The following is a 17855-nucleotide window of genomic DNA, read 5'->3' as shown; positions in this document are numbered from 1 at the left end:
CATCCGGAAATATAGTTTTATTTAGATATGTAAATATACGAGTACAGCATGGCTTAAATAACCACACCGTTATTTAATGCCAAGTAATGCCAAGTAATGCCAAGTTGAAAAAAGAATTCGCATAGATGAATTTTGTACAAACCGATACATCTGCCTAATGCCTTGATGCACTAACCGATGAGATTGATAGTCTTTGATTTCAAGGATCAGATTTTTTTTCAGGTGTACACCCCAAACCAAGGATTCCACATTTTTGTGTTCCTGCTTGTTCCTGGGTTTTTAGCTGGTTGAGGACGTTAATTGCCTGTTGGTAATCTGGCTTAATTTTTATGGCTTGTTGTAAGGATGCGATCGCTTCTTTATTTCGTTGTAGATTTAGTAAGGTGTTACCTTTAGAGTACCAACTTTCAGGGTAGTTACTATTGTAGCGAATCGAACGGTTGTAAGCTGTCAAGGCATCGTTATATTTCTTTAAGTTAAATAGGCTATTACCACGAGCGTACCATGTTTGGTAGGCGTTTCCTCGAAGTGCAATTGCTTTATCGTAAGATTCGATAGCTGTGTCGTAACGCTGTAATTGATGCATCATCAACCCGCGACTATACCATGCTTGGTAACTACTGGGGTTATATTTAATTACTTGGTCGAATGCTTCTAATGCTTCTTGGTACCGTTGTAAGATAATTAAGGTGTTTCCCTTGGACAACCAAGCTTGGTAATAATCTGGTTTAATTTTGACTGTTTGATCGTAAGCATTGGCTGCATCTTGATAGCGATTTAAGTTAACTAGGGAATTACCTTTGCTGTAAAATGCATCGGCATAATTAGGTTTTAATTCTAAGGTTTTGTCGTAAGCAGTAACAGCATCTTGATAACGTTTTAAGCCTTGAAAGACTTTAGCTTTTTTGTACCAAGCTTGATAATAGTCTGCTTGGTTTTCGATTGCTTTATCATATGCTTGAATAGCTTCATCGTAACGCTTCAGACTATCTAAACTATCAGCTTTAATTTCCCAAGCTTCTGCATCATCATTTTGTGATGCCAAGGTTTTATCAATAGAAGCAATTGCCTCATTATAACGCTGTAGTTTATATAGAGTAAAACCACGTCCTCTCCAAGCTTGTAAATATTCTGGCTGTAGTTGAATTGCTTTATCGTATGCTGTTAATGCATCTTGATATTTCTTCATTCCCGACAAAGCTTTTCCTTTGCCATACCAAGCTTCAGCATAATTATCTTGAATTTCCACAGCTTTTTCATAATTATTAAGTGCATCTTGATAACGCTGTAATTCATAAAATGTATTTGCTTGTTTATATAATTCTGTGGCATTAGCAGCATTCACATTTTTCCAAATAAATACTGATAAAGTTGCCACGCAAGCTGTTAGTGTTAATCCCAGCAAACCTTTAAGAATAATTCTTTTATTGGCTTTTTGATTAACATTTTTGATCGCAGGTGTAGAAGCAATAGGAATTAAGGGAATAGTGGCATGATTAGGGCTTGTAATCTCCTTAATTGCTTGCATAGCAAGGGTTGCAGATGAAAAGCGATCGCGAAAATCATACCGCACCATTTTATCTAAAATTTGCTCTAAATCTGTACTAATTTCAGTTTTCTCATCACACCAAATAATTTCATCACTATCAGGATCTCGAATAAAGTTTTCTGGAGATATACCAGTTAAAGCTTGAATTCCAATTATTCCTACAGCATAAATATCACTACTAAATTTAGGATTTCCCTGTGCTTGTTCACTGGGAGTATAACCAGGGGTACCAATAGCAACTGTAAATTTTGATTGTGATGATGAGACAACTATATTGGTGGTAATTTGTTTGACTGCACCAAAATCAATTAAAATAAGTTTGCCATCATGATTGCGTCGTAAAATATTCCGAGGATTGAGATCACGGTGAATTACATTTTTTTGATGAATAAATTCGAGAATTTCTAATAACTCTTGTAATAATTTAGTTATTTGATCTTGAGTCCAAGGTTTCCCCGGAATGATTTCCTCACTCAAGTCATTACCTTCGATGAATTCTTGAACTAGATAAAACTCTTGATTTTCTTCAAAATAGGCTAGTAGCTGGGGAATTTGTGGATGATTACCTAATTGATGTAAAACTTCTGCTTCTGTATGGAACAAACGTCTAGCAGTTTGTAATGTTTGCAAATCATTCGCTTGGGGTTTCAGTTTTTTGACAACACACTGTGGTGAACCTGGCAATTGGGTATCACAAGCAATATAAGTTTCTCCAAAACCACCACCACCCAAGCTACGCAGGATTTGATATCGTCCAACAAGTATGTTTCCCAGCATTGAAATTATCCAGTTGAGCGTAATTCATCTGATACCAATTTTGCCACATGATTTAGGAAAGTAGCGAATACAAATTACTTAGTAAAAACAATAGTTAGTAAATCCTAATTCTTGATATGATTCCGATTTCTGATAATGTTGTTGGTCGAACTAAACCGATTATTACTTATATACTAATTAGTATTAGTGCAGTTGTGTTTTTATGGGAGTTATATTTAGACTTCCATGGAGAATTAGGGAAATTAATTAATACTTGGGGTATCGTACCAGTAAATATTACCCAATCAATGAATATTGCAATAGCAGGTAATCAAGCAGCTTGGGTATATGTGGTAATTAGTTCGACTTCTATATTTCTCGGAATGTTCCTTCATGCCAGTTTTGCTCAAATTGTGTCAAATTTGATATTTTTGTGGGTTTTTGGCAAAAGCTTAGAAAAAGCATTAGGAAATTGGGTTTTTCTGGGATTTTTCCTAATTTGTGGCACTTTCACAGGAATAGTTCAGGTTTTTTCGGAGCCTAATTTAACGGTACCATTAGTGGGGATGAATAGCGCGATCGCATCAATTCTCGGAGGGTATGCAATTCGTTTCCCCCACGCTAAGGTTGACTCAATTTTACCCCTCATCTTGGTGTACATTCCTGTGAAACTCCAAGGAGGTTTTTATCTCTTTTGGTGGTTTGTACAGCAAATGTTCTATGGAATCGGGGTTTTAAATATACCTCCCCAAGGTGCAAATCAATTTACCACAGCTTACTGGATGCAAGCTGTGGGAATATTATTTGGTGCAGGATTTATGTGGTTGTGGAAGCGTCAACATAAACACTAATAACCAGCTTTTGCCCTAATTAACCAATCTTGATCATTTGCTGCTATTTTTTTCCCACTACTATCACCCAACTTTTCCAAAGCCATCAAAGTAGCATATTTCAAATCCCAAATTGGTGATTTTAGACAAGTTAAAAGTTCTGGAATTGCCCGTTTATCTCCCAACTCACCTAATGCTAAAGCCGCAGCAGCACGGGATTTTTGAAAATTAAGTTCTCGGTTATGCAAGTTTTCTATTAACAAATCATAACCCGGTGCATACTTTAACCATCCTAATAGTTTCATCACATGGTAATGGGCACCATAATCATGATAAGCTCTGTCTTGATATGTCACCATCAAAGCTTGAGGTGCTTGCTCAGGGTAGATATCAATGAGGGTTTTCACTGCTAAATAGGAGCGTCCAAAATCAGTTTCATATAGCTCATTCATCACAAATTTTAGAGCAGGAATGACATCATACTCATGCACCAAACTTAGATCTTTTGGATGATCCATTAATACCTTTTCTAGATGCGGTTTCACCTCAGCGAAATCAATTTCACCACTGGGTACACCTGCATTTGCTAACATGCGAATTGCCCGCAATCTAAATACCAAAGAAACCGGACAACTGGAAATTTCTGGGATTGCTTTATAGTACCGTGAATCGATTAAGTCTTGAATACTTCCACGTCTGACATTGACATTATGGCTTTGTAACAGTGCCATTACTTTGTCAATTTCCCCATAATCCCCTGTTAAGCGACAAATTGTAGCAATTGCTATACTCCTCGTAGGTTCATCAGGGAACTGAGTAAACTTTTTAACTCTTTCTATTGCTGGTTTATAGTCAGCATCGGCGAGAGTATGAATAATAACCCGATATATTTGTCCTTCCTTATCCAGTAGTTGAGCAACTTCTTCGAGAATATCTGGATTCTTGGTAGCCATTTCTCCAATTGCCCAAACGGAGTTTTTCACGGTATAAATATCATCATCCTGGAGACATTTGCGAATCGTAGGTAAAGCGGATATAGCTTGTAAACGTCCTAAACTTTCCACCGCTTTGCGTCTAACGATGCGCTCATCTAACTCTTGCGGGTTACTATTTTCTATAGCCCGAATCAAAGCAGCGATCGCGCTTTCTGTGGGACAGTTAATTAAGTGGGATACTGCAATATATTTATCTGAAGAATTTTCCAATTCCGATAGTGGTGTATCGATGATGGTGATGGCTTGTTCTTCAGTAAGTCCGTAAATGTTGGAAAAACGCTTATCCATTGATATACCGGTGTTTCAAAAGATTGCTTAACAGTCCTACTTAATATCCTACCCTGTTGTCAACACCACTTGATCTAAGAAAAAGAAGTCAGAAAAGAGGATACCCTTGGTAATAGTTTATGCTGGATTCCTATTTTGCCCTTAATGCTTTTAACCCTCAAATTCTGCTAATTCCATCCACCTTTCTGTCATTTTGTCAATATCTTGCTTCAATTTTTCCACCTGTTCATACAATTTTTGCACCTGCGTATAATTTCCAGCAGTTGCGTTTGTCATCATTTTCTCAACTGTGGATTTTTCAGCTTCCAATTTAGCAATTTTCGCTTCTAAGTTATCAAATTCCCGTTTTTCCCAGGTTGATAATCTCCGCTTCTTCCCTGTATCACCGCTAGATGAATCAAAATTACTATTTTCAGCTTCAGTTACCTTGGGTTTTTGCTTATTATTAATCTCTACTTGCTTTGCTGCTTCCTCAGCTTTTTTGTAATCTATATATACTGAATAATTTCCAGGATACTGTCGGATGTTTCCTCCCTCTTCCAAAGCAAAAATTGTATCTACCGCCCGATCTAAAAAATAGCGGTCGTGAGATACTACAATTACACAACCAGCAAAATCCTCTAAATATTCTTCCAAAATTGCCAAAGTTTGCACATCCAAATCATTCGTCGGTTCATCGAGAATCAAAACATTTGGCGCACTCATTAATACTCGTAGTAAAAATAAACGTCTTTTTTCTCCACCAGATAATTTACTAATTGGTGCATATTGTTGATTTCCTGGAAATAGGAATCTTTCCAACATTTGCGAAGCTGATATTTGAGTACCATCAGCAATCTTAATAAATTCCCCTTCCTCCTTAATGTAATCTATAACTCGTTGATCCTCATTAATTGCCACTAGCAATTCATCAGAATGCTGATCAAAATAACCAATATGAATTGTACTCCCAATTTCCACAGTTCCTGTATCCGGGTGGATTTTTTGAGTAATAATATTCATCAAGGTTGATTTGCCCGCACCATTTTCACCAATGATACCAATTCTATCTTCCGGACTAAACTCATAAGTAAAATCTTTAATTAAAACCCTTTCATCATAAGTTTTAGAAACCTGATTTAGTTCAATAACTTTCTTGCCAATTCTCCGGCTTACAGTGGAAATATCAACTTTCCCTAACTTCTCCTTAAATTCAGTTTCCCGCATTCCTTCAATTCTTTGAATTCGCGCTTTCTGTTTTGTACTACGTGCTTTTGGTCCTTTTTTTAACCATTCCAATTCTCGTCGCAAAACACCTTGAAATTTTTGCTGACTACTACTAGCAGATTCTTCTGCTAAAGCCTTCTTTTCTAAATAGTAGGAATAATTTCCAGAGAAACTATAAATATCCCCTCGATCAATTTCAATAATCTTATTAGTTACTTGATCTAGAAAATATCGATCGTGAGTTATTAACAACAAAGCCCCGCGAAACCTATTTAAATAGGTTTGTAGCCATTCCACCGACAAAGCATCTAAATGGTTAGTTGGTTCATCCATCAATAATAAATCTGGCTCAGATAATAAAGCCGTTGCTAAAGCAATTCGCTTGCGATAACCTCCCGACAAAGTTCCAACTTTCGCATCTAAGTCAGTAATTCCTAACTTAGAAAGAATAATTTTGGCATTAGTTTCTAACTCCCAAGCACCAGTTGCTTCCATCTTTTGCATAACTACAGATAAACGAGAAACAAGTTGATTATTTTCCGGATTATGGGCTAATTTTTGAGAAATATCCTCATATTCTTTAACTAGCTGCATCTGTTCTCCACTGTCAGCAAAAATCTGTTCAATCACAGTTAAATTCTCATCAACATCTGGTTGCTGAGGTAAATATATAACTTTGGCACCAGAACTAACTAAAATTTGTCCACTATCAATATGTTCTAATCCGGCAATCATTTTCAATAAAGTGGATTTACCAGAACCATTGGTACCAATTAAACCGACTTTATCGGTAATATCAAGACTAAGATTAGCATCCTTTAAAATTTCCTTGATACCGAAATCTTTTTGAACAGATTGTAAGGTGATGAGAGTCATAATTTGAGTTAGTAGTTGTAGGTATAGAAAGAAGTGAAAATAACTTATCCCAAAAAAATTGTATAAATGAAGTATACAAGTAAAACTAAGTAGAAATTAGATTCAAGGTAAAAGTATCTGTTTTTAATCGGAAAAAACTTTAGGCATATTAATATAGTTTTTACAAAAGATTCTGATATTTAATTTTTAAAAATAATTTGTATCGCTGTAGCTATTTTAATTCGGACATTTATCTGTTCCCTTTTAGACAAATATTTTTATGTCCTAACCGAGATGTCCACTGCTAGATTTAAAATTGTGCAACATATCAAATATTTGGCAGCTTAAAAAGTGCGTCAAACTTAGTTAACGCACTTCTAATTAACCATTGACTTTTATTTACTGTGCGAATCAGTTTACAGAAATAAATCTAAAGGTAAATGTCCATACATTTCATTAATTCCACCTTGAACACGAGACTGACATGATACTAATACACCACGATGATGACCAGCATAGGAGTCCAAATAGCACAAGCCATTCTTACCATTTAACTTAATATAAACAGGACCCTCAATAACAGGTAAATCACGAGGAGGTTCATATCCCAAAGCTAAAGAATAAGTTCTCATGGCAGACAATCCTTCTTCCGCTGTATCAGCACAGATACCCAATATTTGGTAATCCGACAGGCTGGTAAATAACAGTAAAGCCTCACGAATTAAAGGTTTTTCTGAGCTTTTAATCGCAGGTGCAATATCAACGCAGTTGAACTTATTCAGAATTTTTTTTGCGTCTTGGAGGGTAAAATTGCGTTGGTTTTGACTGGTCATGAATCCGCTGATTATTTACTTAGGTGTATGCTTTGTGTACAAGGTTTAGTGTTACCAAGCCAAAAACAGGAAATTTAGGCTTCATTCTCATTTTATATACTGAAGATTTTTTCATCTTCCGTTGCTGGGACTTTTGGCATTAGCACACCACCACTTTCCCCAACTTCAATTATTTCTTCTTGTGGCATTAATCGTTCTCCTTGAACATAGCCGTTTTCAGGATAACGTTTTGCCAAGTAGCTAATTGCGGATTCTTCAACTCCCATCTCCTGTTTGTTGGTGGTGTCGCCATTTTATAGTGACATGATTTCGCTATCTGCGCTTGAGTTGGCAAACATGGTAATATTACCTTGTAGACGTGTAGCGCGCTGTTGCTAGACATCGCTGCTAAACATCACCCAAACCTCAAATATCAGTGGTTACGGTATCAAAAACCTCTCAAGCATCCAGAAAGCGTAGAAACTTCATCCATCTCCTCAAGGGTCTGTTGGATTACGGACAGCAGTATAACAAACAAATTCATCAAGCGATCGCTTGTTGGATTTTGAATGGGTTTTTTGACTTGGCACCTCCAGCACTAATTTGCATGGCGATTGATGTTGTAGTCAAGCAGAAAGATTCTATCATTGCCCAGTTGGGAGTTAAAGATGTTTTCGGGCAGTTTTTAATATTGTCCCCTCTAACTGCCATCATTGAAGCATTAAAATCGCTGTTTGAGTACTCTGACAAAAGGCTTTGGCGCAATTTATCTCAAAATATCCTACACAATCTCTGTCTCAATGCATATCCACATCTACAGGAATTGGACTTGGTTTACCCTGAAGAACCTAGCACTGGTGCCCCTGTATCTATTCTAAGCGATGATATCAATCAGTTGGAACGTTTTTTTGCTACTGACACCACATCGTCTAACAACAATAACGATAAACCTAACGGCAGCTTCCGTTACCCCACATCCTACTTCAACCATACGTAACACCGATTGTATCTATGTCATCGATCACAGATAATTTGTACAACCTCGAACCCATAAACAACTCATAAGATAAACAAACTATTTATATCAGCTTCTAGCCAGTTCAAAGCCCTCTCAAATAAAAATCTCTAACCCAATATTTTAATTCAACAAAAAGACACGTTATTATATTCTTTCCTGAATCCTGGATACCAACCAAAACATCATGTTTAGCCCTCCTCAACCCCAAACACCCGAAAATATCTGGCGTTCCCAACTAGATCAATTCGTCAAATCTCACCAGCAGGAACTAGCCGCACTATCCTGGGGATTGTGGTTAGAAAATGGCGACACTCAAGGAACAATCGGCATCAATCTTAAACCAACACCAAACTTCGTTTATTGTCCAATTGATGCCATTGAAAAATTTAACGAACGAGCAGAAAACAGACTCCAAGAAATATTAGGTTTGATTAAACATTACAAACCAGAAACTGAAGTATTAATGATTGCCATCGGCAAAGATCAAATCAAATTAATTTATTTTGAATCGCAACCAACACCGCCAAAATGTTTCGAGCAGCTTGGCAAAGATGTCAATACTTTGTTAGATGAAATAGAACTGGGATTAAGTCAGATTTTGAATTAGTTTACGTCAAAAATATATCTCTTCATATAAGAGTCAATGGGATAGCCCAAAAACATATGATTATTATTGTATTGCGGGCAGCGTTCGACTGAGCACTCACGCCCAAGTCTTGCCCGCGTCTTATATGCAAATTTAACCCAGAAAACTGAGGATTTTTACTGTGATTTACTCTAATGCAGAAACCTAAATTTACCTGTATACAACCGCCGAATCTTGAGCCTCATGATGTAATTGAGTCGCAATCCTAAACATCTCTTGCCCAGTGTGTAAATAATTCTCATCATAACTTAATGGGAAATATTTCAACTCATCTAAACCATCACCTATTTGACTCAAACTGTAATAAAGATGTGCAGCAGTCCGAGCTAGGCTAGGAGGATTAGGTAAAGAACGGAACTTATTTTGTGCCTGCTTCAATTCTTCACGACAAGATTCCAAATAATCCTGAAAAGCACCCAACAAATCATCGTCAAAAGGATCAGCTGCTAAATCATCAATTTGCTCATCTAACGACTCAAGAATGCGAGAAATAGTCCGATTAACAGGATGGTAAATTAAAGACATCCACTCTTCAACAAGCTCATCAATTTCTCTACCTGTTTGTCGCTTTGGTTGATATTGTTGTCGAGTCGGTACCTTCCGTCCCTGAGATGAAGCATTAGAAAAGCGAAATCTTTGATCGTAATTGTGGCGGTTTTTTTCATCTCCTAAAACTTCATATGCAGCATTAATCCTAATTATTTGATCTGGATCTGTAGTTTCTTGATTAAGATCAGGATGAAATAACTTTACCAAGCGTCGGTAAGCTTGCTTAATTTCCGCTTGGCTAGCATTCGGATTAACTTTCAACGTCTCATAATGATTAGAATCTGCCATTACTCAAATTTATCGGATTAAGCTATTAGCTCATATTTACACTAGCTTGTTGCTCTAAATCTTGGAACAATGGTGTACTTAAGTACCTCTCTCCAAAACTAGGCTGAATCATAATAATTAAACTTCCAGCGTTTTCTGGGCGCTGGGCAACGCGAATTGTAGCACATAAAGCTGCACCGCTAGAGATGCCTGACAATAAGCCTTCTTCCTTTGCCAAACGCCGACCATAGCTGATAGCCTCCTCATCGGTAACGGTAATTACCTCATCTATCAATTCTACCTTGAGAACCTGAGGAATAAAACCAGCCCCAATTCCTTGAATTTTATGCGCTCCTGGTCTTCCTCCCGATAGAATTGGGCTATTGGCAGGTTCCACAGCAATCGCTTGGAAATTAGGTTTGCGTGCTTTAATCACCTCTGCAACACCCGTTAATGTTCCACCTGTACCAACTCCAGCCACCAAAATATCCACCTGTCCCTCTGTATCTTCCCAAATCTCTTCTGCGGTGCTTGTTCGGTGGATTTGAGCATTTGCCGGGTTCCGAAATTGTTGCAACATGTATGAATGTGCTGTTTGATCGACTATTTCCTGTGCACGTCGAATTGCGCCACCCATTCCTTGAATTCCTGGTGTCAATTCTAACTCCGCACCATATGCCCGTAACATTGCCCGTCTTTCAGAACTCATTGTTTCGGGCATTGTCAAAATTAACCGATAACCCTTGGCAGCAGCCACCATTGCTAAAGCAATTCCTGTATTCCCAGAGGTTGGTTCAACTAAAGTTGTCTTTCCTGGTGTAATTAAACCTGCTTTCTCTGCGTCATTAATCATACTTATTCCAATCCGATCTTTCACGGAGGCTGCGGGGTTCATACTCTCCATCTTGACAACTATTTGCGCCACACAACCTTCTGTTTGGGGAATATGATTTAAGCGTACCAGTGGAGTGCGACCTATCAGTTCTGTAACATTCTTAGCTATACGCATAAAAGTTTTGTCCTTAGTCGATAGTCAATAGTTAAAGTATTCCAAAAATGAGTTAATTATAAGCTAACCTATTTTTTTTCACACACTACTTTTCAGCTTTGACTACCAACTATTGACTAGATGTAGTACATGATATCTAGCTGTTTGCGGGAATCTCTTTTCTCACAAAGATCAGCTAAGGTATATTTCTGTAAGACCGAATTTGCTGCTTGACGCGCTTCTTGCCAAATTTCTTCTACAACTCCGCTATCAAGTGTCTTCGGTTTCGTCTCTTCCTCACTAACTTTGATATCTAAGCCTTCTAAACATTCCAATACTTCAAAAATCGTAATTCTCCAAGGTTCACGCATTAGCAAATAACCTCCCCTAGAACCGCGTTGACTTTTAACTAATCCCCCACGTCGCAATGTGGCAAGAAGCTGTTCTAGATAACGATCAGGTATTTTCTGCTGTGCCGCAATTTGCCTAATTTGCAGAGGCTCTCCGCTTTGATAATAGGTAGCCAGTTCTATTAATGCCAAGATTGCATATTCAGATTTACACGATATTTCCACAAGCTTTAATTAGAGAAGTGAAGAATTAACAACCAAGAGTTGAGGTTGTGAATCAAAAACTCATTGTCCTTAACCCTTAGCCAATTACATTATACTCCGGTTCTCCACTGGGGTTTGTTGCTTTCTAGCATAAATAATAAAAACCCCACCAATAAGGTGGGGAATACTTGGTTAATTTTGAAGCTAAATAACCAGTTTGCTAATTGGAACTACAATAATTAGAAAGTGAATGTAGTTCTTAAAGTACCAATGAATGCATCATCGTTACTGCTGCTTTGACCAGGTGCTGTCAACCAAATTACACCAGGGGTGATGGAGATATTGTCGCTAACACGGTACTTGTAGAAGCCTTCAACATGGTAAGGTACTTCTCTTTGTCCTGGACCACCTTTAGCTAAAGAATAAGGTTCAGCACCTGCAAAAATACCTAGAACGTTACCTTTTTTACCAAAGTCAGGAAGTGCAACACCTACACCATAGCTCCAAGCTTCAAAGTCATCTCCTTGACCATAACCAGTTACATCATGGTAGGAAACAAAACCACTAACTGAAAGCTTGTCGCTGGGTCGGAATGCAGCGGACAAACCGTAGGAGTTACTAGAAGATGCGTCTGTGGAACTCAATATGTTAGCTTGTGATGTTCCAACTTGAGGCGTATCGGTTCCACTGTTGAACAATGTACCATTAGTACCATGATAACCATGAACATAGGTAGCTGCTAAGGAAACGCGATCGCCTACGTTGAAGTTTACTTGACCTAGGGCAGCATAGTCACCTTGGAAAATACCTGAACCAGGAGAGGGGTTGTTAGCTTCGGAACCCAAGAAACCAACAGTTACAGAACTAGGCTTGAGACCTAGCAAACCGCCACCTTTACCAAAGTTAAAGCTCAATGCAGCACCTGCACCACCACCGATGCGGTAGATGGGGCTTTCAGATGCGAATGTTGAAAGGGCACCATTACCACCGTCGTAATCTTCAAAGTAAGGGTTGTTGGTTGCTGCGTAATCGCTGTGAATACCACCAGTTGCTGCTACGTAAAGTTGAGCAGGACCAACGGGAACATAGTATGCCAACCAATCGAGGGTAACGTTGTTACTACCTGTGTTGCCGATGTTGAAAGTTTGTTGTCCTTCAAAGGTGCTGTCCTCACCATTAGCTAGGTTCAACCTTTCGGCATTACCAGCAGCAAGACGGGTGTGCAATACGTCTTTACCTGTGAAGCTAGTTTGTAGGTCTAAACGAACCCGATTTTGGAATACCGTGTTATTGTTGTCGCCAGCATTATCACCAAAAGCATCAGTCACAGCAAAGATTGCTTCACCAACCAATTTGGTGGTGGTTGAAAACTGATTTGCTTCCAATTCAGCTGTCCGTGCTTCCAAAGAATCAACCCGACCACGTAGGGTTGCTAACTCAGCGGAGAACTCTTCTTGCAGACGCTGTAAGGTTGCCAAATCTTGCTTTGTTACCAAATCAGCTGTTGCTGTTGCAATCAACTCGTTCACACGGTCTAAACAAGCATTTAAACCAGCAGCAAATTCATAACGAGTCAAAGCACGGTTTCCACGGTAGGTACCGTTGGGATAACCTGCGATACAACCATAACGCTCAACCAAAGACTGTAATGCTTGGAATGCCCAGTCAGTTGGTTGGACATCGGAAAACTGAGATACCGATGTTACTTGACCTTGGGAGTTAGCAACGTTCTTACCTTCGTTGCTGTACTTGTTAACTTGATCTAGGGTGTTAACTTCAGTAACTGGTTGGGCTTGTGCCAACAAATCACTTTTCTGATTCGCTTCCTGGACTCCAGTAGCTGCGAAAACGTTTGTTTCGTTGGTTTGCGGTGCTTCTACAGCAGATGCCTTAGCATCAGCAGCTTTTACTGCACTGCTAGGGGTTGCCATTGCTGAAGCTGAAACTAGCAGTGTTGCTCCCAAGACTGCCGGACTGATGACTAGGGATTTCCACAAAATACTTGACATTACTTTTATCCTCACACCTTGTTTAAACTTTCTGGCTGGCTGCAAATAACCTGAGTGGTTAATACAGTTTGCCCTTGGAACCCTTGACGAGGGCTTAACATGACTCACTACCCTACTAGCTTTTTTCAAGCTAACCACTAAATTATAGTCGGGTTAGGGATTTTGCGCGATTAGCAATTAACTTATGCAAAAACAATGCTCCATAATCTGATATTATAAAACATTTTTTAATCTCGCTGACAAGATACTAGCGTTCGCCTCGATAACTGTCACACCTCTAAAGCTGTATTCCTTCAGGAATAGTAGTTGAAAGTCAACTTGCTGGATCTGAAAAAATTTTTGCTCTCGATATCTGACTTCAAAATAAACATCGGCTTTTGATATTACCACTTCCGTGGAATGGTGCTTAACTTATTTTAGAAATACTGCGAGCTAAATCAAAGTCTTTTTGAGTGAGTCCTCCTGCGTCATGTGTAGTTAGGCAAATTCTAACTCTGTTATATGATATTTCTATATCAGGATGATGCTCAATCGCCTCAGAAGGTTCCACAAGTTTATTCACAAAATCGATTGCTTGAATAAAATCGTTGAATTTACGGATAAGAATTAGTTTGTCTAGTTCTATTGTCCAACCATTAATTAGTTTTGCTTGTTCTTGAATTTCAATCTCTGTCAGTAAATTCGACATAATTACAACTGTGTATTAGTGGTTATCTTTAATATTTTCTTCATTTTAGTATGATTTTTCAAATATTTATTATTAGTCATAATTGCGGATGATCTATCAGCAAAATATTCAAGTTGGAAATCCGATTTAGCTGAAACAGCAGAAACCCCGCGTCTCACTTTAATAGGATGACAAAACACAGTAAGTAAAATTACCCAAAGTAAATAGGGAGGTGCCGCAGATGTTAGTACCTGATCAGGCTAAAGAATAACTTCGTCATTGCGTAAGTAGGTGGCTTTAAAAAACATAAATATATTTTGTTATTGTGTAGCTTGCGAACCATCGGTTGGAGGCACGACGTTGCTTGCATCCCGCAGGGTAGCATAAGCCCTCCAGGCAGGCTAAGCCTTTCTTAAATGCCGTAGGCTTTACGCAAGGGTTTCCATAATCATTTTCAATAACTTCAATCTATTTCTAGGAATGTACTTAGTTTTTCGCAGCATTCTTTTGCAACTTACTGGAAATACGCTTAATAAATAATTTTCCCCGTCTGAGTGATGTTAAAGCTTTAATGTTGGATGGGTATTGCTGTTGATGGTCAAAAAAATCATTTAACTCTTCTAAAATTAATTTGAGTCTCCGAACAATATTATCCTTTCGATATTCTTGGAAAAAATCTTCATCGACAGCAAACTTAACTTGAGAGTTAATTACCTGAGAAATTCTTTTAACATCATATTCTTGGGAATACCCAGCAATTTTATAGCAATTAAATCCCGGATCTAAATAATCTGACAATCCACCATTTACACTGGAAAAAACCTGACAACCACAGGCTAAAGCTTCCATTGGTTGTAAACCAAAACCCTCAGTTACTTTGCGTTGTGCCCAATATTCTGCTGAATCGTATAAATAAACTTTGCTGCGATTGAATAAACCGGTTAAATCTTCAACATAACTATCAACAACAAACACTTTATACTTTTGTTTTAATGTTGGTACTAATTCATTTAGCAAATATTCGGAAGACTTTCGAGCTTGAACTAAAATATCCAAATCTCGCTCCCGATTTAAATTAACAAATTCATCACTAATTTGATTAGGCAAATAATAAATTAACGAATGAGGTGCAAGTTGTCCCCAGTAGCCTAATGAACTTCTACTAACTGTAATAATTGGAATACTGGGAGGTAATTTAAAACCATAACCAGCACTATGGGAATGGTATATGACATGATAGGATTTGAGTTTATTTCCTAATTTAGCAACATCAAAACCCCAACTCATCACGAAAATAACATCATCTAGTTGTTTCTTTGCAATTAAATCATCTAAAAATAGCTTTTCGTCTTCACGTTGTCGATAAGTTACCACCTCTGCTTGACAAATTTGCTGCGCTAATTGAAGAGTTTTTAACTCAGCCCATAAACCACCACAGGAAAACTTATTAGTAGTTCCAGGTAGTAAAAAATAAAGTTTTCGCATCTAAGCCTCGTCTATTTTGAGAACCATAGTTTATGACTCCAGATTATGAGCGTAGCCAGCCTTACGGTACCCTGCGGCAAGCTTTTCTAATTCAGTGTCTACCTTGTGAAGACGCAAGCTACACAATGATAAAACTCCGCTTTTTGTGATGGACGAAGTTTAATTACACCAATTAACTTTGACAAAATGTGCTTCTCGTCCCCAGGAATCACGCGAAGGAATCACATTTTCCACAGCTAAGTTAAAAGGAATAGCGGTTGTGACAAATTTCTGGGCTAATTTTCCCAAATTGGGGGCAAGTTCGTTAGCTGCCTTTGCTGCTAATCCTAAACCAATTAATTGCTCAATTGGTCCGCGAGGTAATAATAAATGTGCCCCAACTGCAAAACCAGCAGTTAATAGCATTGCTACAGACAAATTAGTTCCACAGCGAGGATGAACTGCCAAATCCCATTCTCCACCAGTAAGTCGGTGCAAAGCTACGGTGACAGCACGTCTTAAGTCGCTAATATTAACTTGTCCGTAGAGATAAAATCCCTGTTCAGTTGACAAACCGCCCAATAATTCATTATCAACCTGAAAACTATTAGTGATCCCTGGGGGGAAATTCAGATGGCGTTGCTGGCTCAAAACCCACACTGTAGCGTGTTCTAGGGCATGAACTTGACGAAGCATCAAAATTTCCTTTAAGCCGGGGACAAAAGATAGTTGCTTAAGGATGTCTGTATCATTGTTGGGCTGTGGATTAATTAAATCAACATGCAAAAAATCAAATAGCGATGGGCTACTTTGAGGAGAAGTCGCAGTATTCATAAGCAGGCTCCACAGCTAATTGGAGCAATATGGATGTCTTTCAAATGTAACGCTTGTAGCTAGAAATTATTACTAATTTTTGTTGATTATCATAAAAATTTTTACTATAGAAAAAGCAGTTACTTACCCCCAAGCGGGGGCTTTCATCTGCCTGCTCCCTGTTTCCTCTTTAAGTATTACAAGCTGGACATGACATCGCGGGCTGCGGCGATGGTCTTTTCTATATCTTCGTCGCTATGGGCGATCGCAGTAAAACCAGCTTCAAATTGTGACGGTGCTAAATAAATTCCCCTCTCTAACATTCCACGATGAAAGCGACCGAATTTAGCGGTGTCTGCCTTTTTAGCATCTTCATAGCTGTGAATCGGACCTGCTGCAAAGAATAATCCAAACATGCCACTAATTTGACCCCCACAAACTTCATGTCCTGTTTCTTTGGCTGCTTGAAGCAAACCATCAGATAGCTTTTTGGTAATTTTGTCAAGATATTCGTAAGTACCTGCTTTTTGAAGCAATTCTAAGGTTTTAATTCCTGCTGTCATCGCCAAAGGATTCCCAGAAAGGGTTCCTGCTTGGTACATGGGACCTGCTGGTGCCACCATAGACATGATGTCACGACGACCACCGTAGGCACCCACAGGTAAACCACCACCAATAATTTTTCCTAGGGTTGTTAAATCTGGGGTAATCCCAAATTTTTCTTGGGCACCACCGTAAGCAATGCGAAAACCTGTCATTACTTCATCAAATACTAGTAATGCACCATTTTCTTGAGTAAGTTCCCTTAAACCTTCCAAAAATCCCGCATCAGGGGTGATAAAACCCGCATTACCCACAACAGGTTCCAAAATTACACCTGCAATTTCATCTTTGTTTTCGGCAAATAGAGCTTTTACAGCTTCCAAATCATTGTAGGGTGCAGTTAGGGTGTTAGCTGTGGTGGATTTTGGTACCCCTGGAGAATCTGGTAAACCCAAAGTTGCCACACCAGATCCAGCTTTCACCAAGAACATATCCGCATGTCCGTGATAACAGCCCTCAAATTTAATTAATTTATCGCGTCCAGTAAAGGCACGCATCAGGCGTAACACTGCCATACAGGCTTCGGTGCCGGAATTAACAAAACGCACCATTTCAATGCTGGGAACAGCATCAATCACCATCTCCGCCAGAACATTTTCCAGGACACAAGGAGCACCAAAACTAGTACCTTTATCCAAAGCGTCATGAAGCGCAGCAATTACTTCTGGGTGAGCATGACCGCAAATAGCTGGACCCCAAGTACCCACATAATCAATATATTGATTGCCATCAACATCCCAGATATAAGCACCTTTAACATGGTCAAAAACAATGGGTTGCCCACCAACCGATTTAAAAGCACGCACCGGAGAACTCACACCACCAGGCATTAAATTTTGGGCAGCTGCAAAGATTTCTTGCGATCGCGTTGTCTTAATTGTGGTATTTACCAAAATTTTCTCCTTTGGAAGCTATAATTGAGGGTCTATCTTAGGATAGGGGTAAGAACACCCTAAAACCTATATCCTATAGGAATAACGGAACCA

Annotated in this window: 15 protein-coding genes and 1 pseudogene; 3 read left to right on the top strand and 13 right to left on the bottom strand. The window is 38.7% G+C overall.

The annotated features are described in order from the left end of the window. Nucleotides 1-199: 199 nt before the first annotated feature. The gene (locus CAL6303_RS23875; RefSeq protein WP_015200405.1) at nucleotides 200-2326 is read right to left on the bottom strand and encodes a serine/threonine-protein kinase; all 2127 of its coding nucleotides are present in this window, start codon (nucleotides 2324-2326) and stop codon (nucleotides 200-202) included. Nucleotides 2327-2442: 116 nt separating this feature from the next. Here CAL6303_RS23875 and CAL6303_RS23870 point away from each other — a divergent pair, with 116 nt between their 5' ends. Next, on the top strand, nucleotides 2443-3156 hold the full coding sequence (locus CAL6303_RS23870) for a rhomboid family intramembrane serine protease (protein WP_015200404.1): 714 nt from the start codon (nucleotides 2443-2445) through the stop codon (nucleotides 3154-3156). On the opposite strand, the gene CAL6303_RS23865 is transcribed toward CAL6303_RS23870, so the two are convergent. The 4 genes from CAL6303_RS23865 to CAL6303_RS30485 form a co-directional block, all read right to left on the bottom strand. Continuing rightward, a complete protein-coding gene (locus CAL6303_RS23865) occupies nucleotides 3153-4418 on the bottom strand; it encodes a HEAT repeat domain-containing protein (RefSeq protein ID WP_015200403.1) in 1266 nt (421 codons plus the stop codon). The genes CAL6303_RS23870 and CAL6303_RS23865 overlap by 4 nt on opposite strands. A gap of 150 nt (nucleotides 4419-4568) precedes the next feature. After that, a complete protein-coding gene (locus CAL6303_RS23860; RefSeq protein WP_015200402.1) occupies nucleotides 4569-6500 on the bottom strand; it encodes an ABC-F family ATP-binding cassette domain-containing protein in 1932 nt (643 codons plus the stop codon). Between the two features lie 395 nt (nucleotides 6501-6895). Continuing rightward, nucleotides 6896-7312, bottom strand: a complete 417-nt coding sequence (locus CAL6303_RS23855) for a DUF1824 family protein (RefSeq protein WP_015200401.1) — start codon at nucleotides 7310-7312, stop codon at nucleotides 6896-6898. Between the two features lie 92 nt (nucleotides 7313-7404). Further along, complete coding sequence (locus CAL6303_RS30485; RefSeq protein ID WP_015200400.1) at nucleotides 7405-7578, bottom strand: hypothetical protein; 174 nt, start codon at nucleotides 7576-7578, stop codon at nucleotides 7405-7407. Between the two features lie 149 nt (nucleotides 7579-7727). Between CAL6303_RS30485 and CAL6303_RS23850 the strand changes: the two are divergent. Both CAL6303_RS23850 and CAL6303_RS23845 read left to right on the top strand, forming a co-directional pair. Next, nucleotides 7728-8198: pseudogene (locus CAL6303_RS23850) on the top strand (ABC transporter); the annotation flags it as partial. Between the two features lie 295 nt (nucleotides 8199-8493). After that, nucleotides 8494-8916: a hypothetical protein gene (locus CAL6303_RS23845; RefSeq protein ID WP_015200398.1), complete on the top strand. Its 423-nt coding sequence runs from the start codon at nucleotides 8494-8496 to the stop codon at nucleotides 8914-8916. A 189-nt stretch (nucleotides 8917-9105) separates the two neighbouring features. On the opposite strand, the gene CAL6303_RS23840 is transcribed toward CAL6303_RS23845, so the two are convergent. From CAL6303_RS23840 to hemL, 8 genes are all read right to left on the bottom strand, one after another. Then, nucleotides 9106-9792 (bottom strand): J domain-containing protein, encoded by a 687-nt coding sequence (locus CAL6303_RS23840; RefSeq protein ID WP_015200397.1) that lies wholly within the window; start codon nucleotides 9790-9792, stop codon nucleotides 9106-9108. Nucleotides 9793-9817: 25 nt separating this feature from the next. Then, a complete protein-coding gene (gene cysK / locus CAL6303_RS23835) occupies nucleotides 9818-10780 on the bottom strand; it encodes a cysteine synthase A (protein ID WP_015200396.1) in 963 nt (320 codons plus the stop codon). A 116-nt stretch (nucleotides 10781-10896) separates the two neighbouring features. Further along, the gene (locus CAL6303_RS23830; protein ID WP_015200395.1) at nucleotides 10897-11334 is read right to left on the bottom strand and encodes an RrF2 family transcriptional regulator; all 438 of its coding nucleotides are present in this window, start codon (nucleotides 11332-11334) and stop codon (nucleotides 10897-10899) included. A gap of 218 nt (nucleotides 11335-11552) precedes the next feature. After that, entirely contained in the window at nucleotides 11553-13322 is a 1770-nt protein-coding gene (locus CAL6303_RS23825) for an iron uptake porin (protein WP_015200394.1), read from the bottom strand. A 406-nt stretch (nucleotides 13323-13728) separates the two neighbouring features. Beyond that, on the bottom strand, nucleotides 13729-14010 hold the full coding sequence (locus tag CAL6303_RS23820) for a 4a-hydroxytetrahydrobiopterin dehydratase (protein ID WP_015200393.1): 282 nt from the start codon (nucleotides 14008-14010) through the stop codon (nucleotides 13729-13731). 465 nt (nucleotides 14011-14475) lie between these two features. Beyond that, a complete protein-coding gene (locus tag CAL6303_RS23815; RefSeq protein WP_015200392.1) occupies nucleotides 14476-15474 on the bottom strand; it encodes a glycosyltransferase in 999 nt (332 codons plus the stop codon). Nucleotides 15475-15633: 159 nt separating this feature from the next. After that, nucleotides 15634-16287, bottom strand: a complete 654-nt coding sequence (locus tag CAL6303_RS23810; protein WP_015200391.1) for a DUF6391 domain-containing protein — start codon at nucleotides 16285-16287, stop codon at nucleotides 15634-15636. Nucleotides 16288-16463: 176 nt separating this feature from the next. Next, on the bottom strand, nucleotides 16464-17762 hold the full coding sequence (hemL, locus tag CAL6303_RS23805) for a glutamate-1-semialdehyde 2,1-aminomutase (protein ID WP_015200390.1): 1299 nt from the start codon (nucleotides 17760-17762) through the stop codon (nucleotides 16464-16466). Nucleotides 17763-17855: the final 93 nt, after the last annotated feature.

This window comes from Calothrix sp. PCC 6303, assembly GCF_000317435.1.
Classification (GTDB): Bacteria; Cyanobacteriota; Cyanobacteriia; order Cyanobacteriales; family Nostocaceae; genus PCC-6303.
Note: the sequence above shows the minus strand (reverse complement) of the source record. Positions and strands in the feature narration are given on the sequence as shown.

Excerpts from the sequence above, each read along its gene's own strand:
- cysK (WP_015200396.1), bottom strand. The coding sequence starts at position 10,780 with ATGCGTATAGCTAAGAATGTTACAGAACTGATAGGTCGCACTCCACTG.
- CAL6303_RS23855 (WP_015200401.1), bottom strand. The coding sequence starts at position 7,312 with ATGACCAGTCAAAACCAACGCAATTTTACCCTCCAAGACGCAAAAAAA.
- CAL6303_RS23815 (WP_015200392.1), bottom strand. The coding sequence starts at position 15,474 with ATGCGAAAACTTTATTTTTTACTACCTGGAACTACTAATAAGTTTTCC.
- CAL6303_RS23875 (WP_015200405.1), bottom strand. The coding sequence starts at position 2,326 with ATGCTGGGAAACATACTTGTTGGACGATATCAAATCCTGCGTAGCTTG.
- CAL6303_RS23820 (WP_015200393.1), bottom strand. The coding sequence starts at position 14,010 with ATGTCGAATTTACTGACAGAGATTGAAATTCAAGAACAAGCAAAACTA.
- CAL6303_RS23810 (WP_015200391.1), bottom strand. The coding sequence starts at position 16,287 with ATGAATACTGCGACTTCTCCTCAAAGTAGCCCATCGCTATTTGATTTT.
- CAL6303_RS23865 (WP_015200403.1), bottom strand. The coding sequence starts at position 4,418 with ATGGATAAGCGTTTTTCCAACATTTACGGACTTACTGAAGAACAAGCC.
- CAL6303_RS23840 (WP_015200397.1), bottom strand. The coding sequence starts at position 9,792 with ATGGCAGATTCTAATCATTATGAGACGTTGAAAGTTAATCCGAATGCT.
- CAL6303_RS23870 (WP_015200404.1), top strand. The coding sequence starts at position 2,443 with ATGATTCCGATTTCTGATAATGTTGTTGGTCGAACTAAACCGATTATT.
- CAL6303_RS23845 (WP_015200398.1), top strand. The coding sequence starts at position 8,494 with ATGTTTAGCCCTCCTCAACCCCAAACACCCGAAAATATCTGGCGTTCC.
- CAL6303_RS23860 (WP_015200402.1), bottom strand. The coding sequence starts at position 6,500 with ATGACTCTCATCACCTTACAATCTGTTCAAAAAGATTTCGGTATCAAG.
- CAL6303_RS23825 (WP_015200394.1), bottom strand. The coding sequence starts at position 13,322 with ATGTCAAGTATTTTGTGGAAATCCCTAGTCATCAGTCCGGCAGTCTTG.
- CAL6303_RS30485 (WP_015200400.1), bottom strand. The coding sequence starts at position 7,578 with ATGGGAGTTGAAGAATCCGCAATTAGCTACTTGGCAAAACGTTATCCT.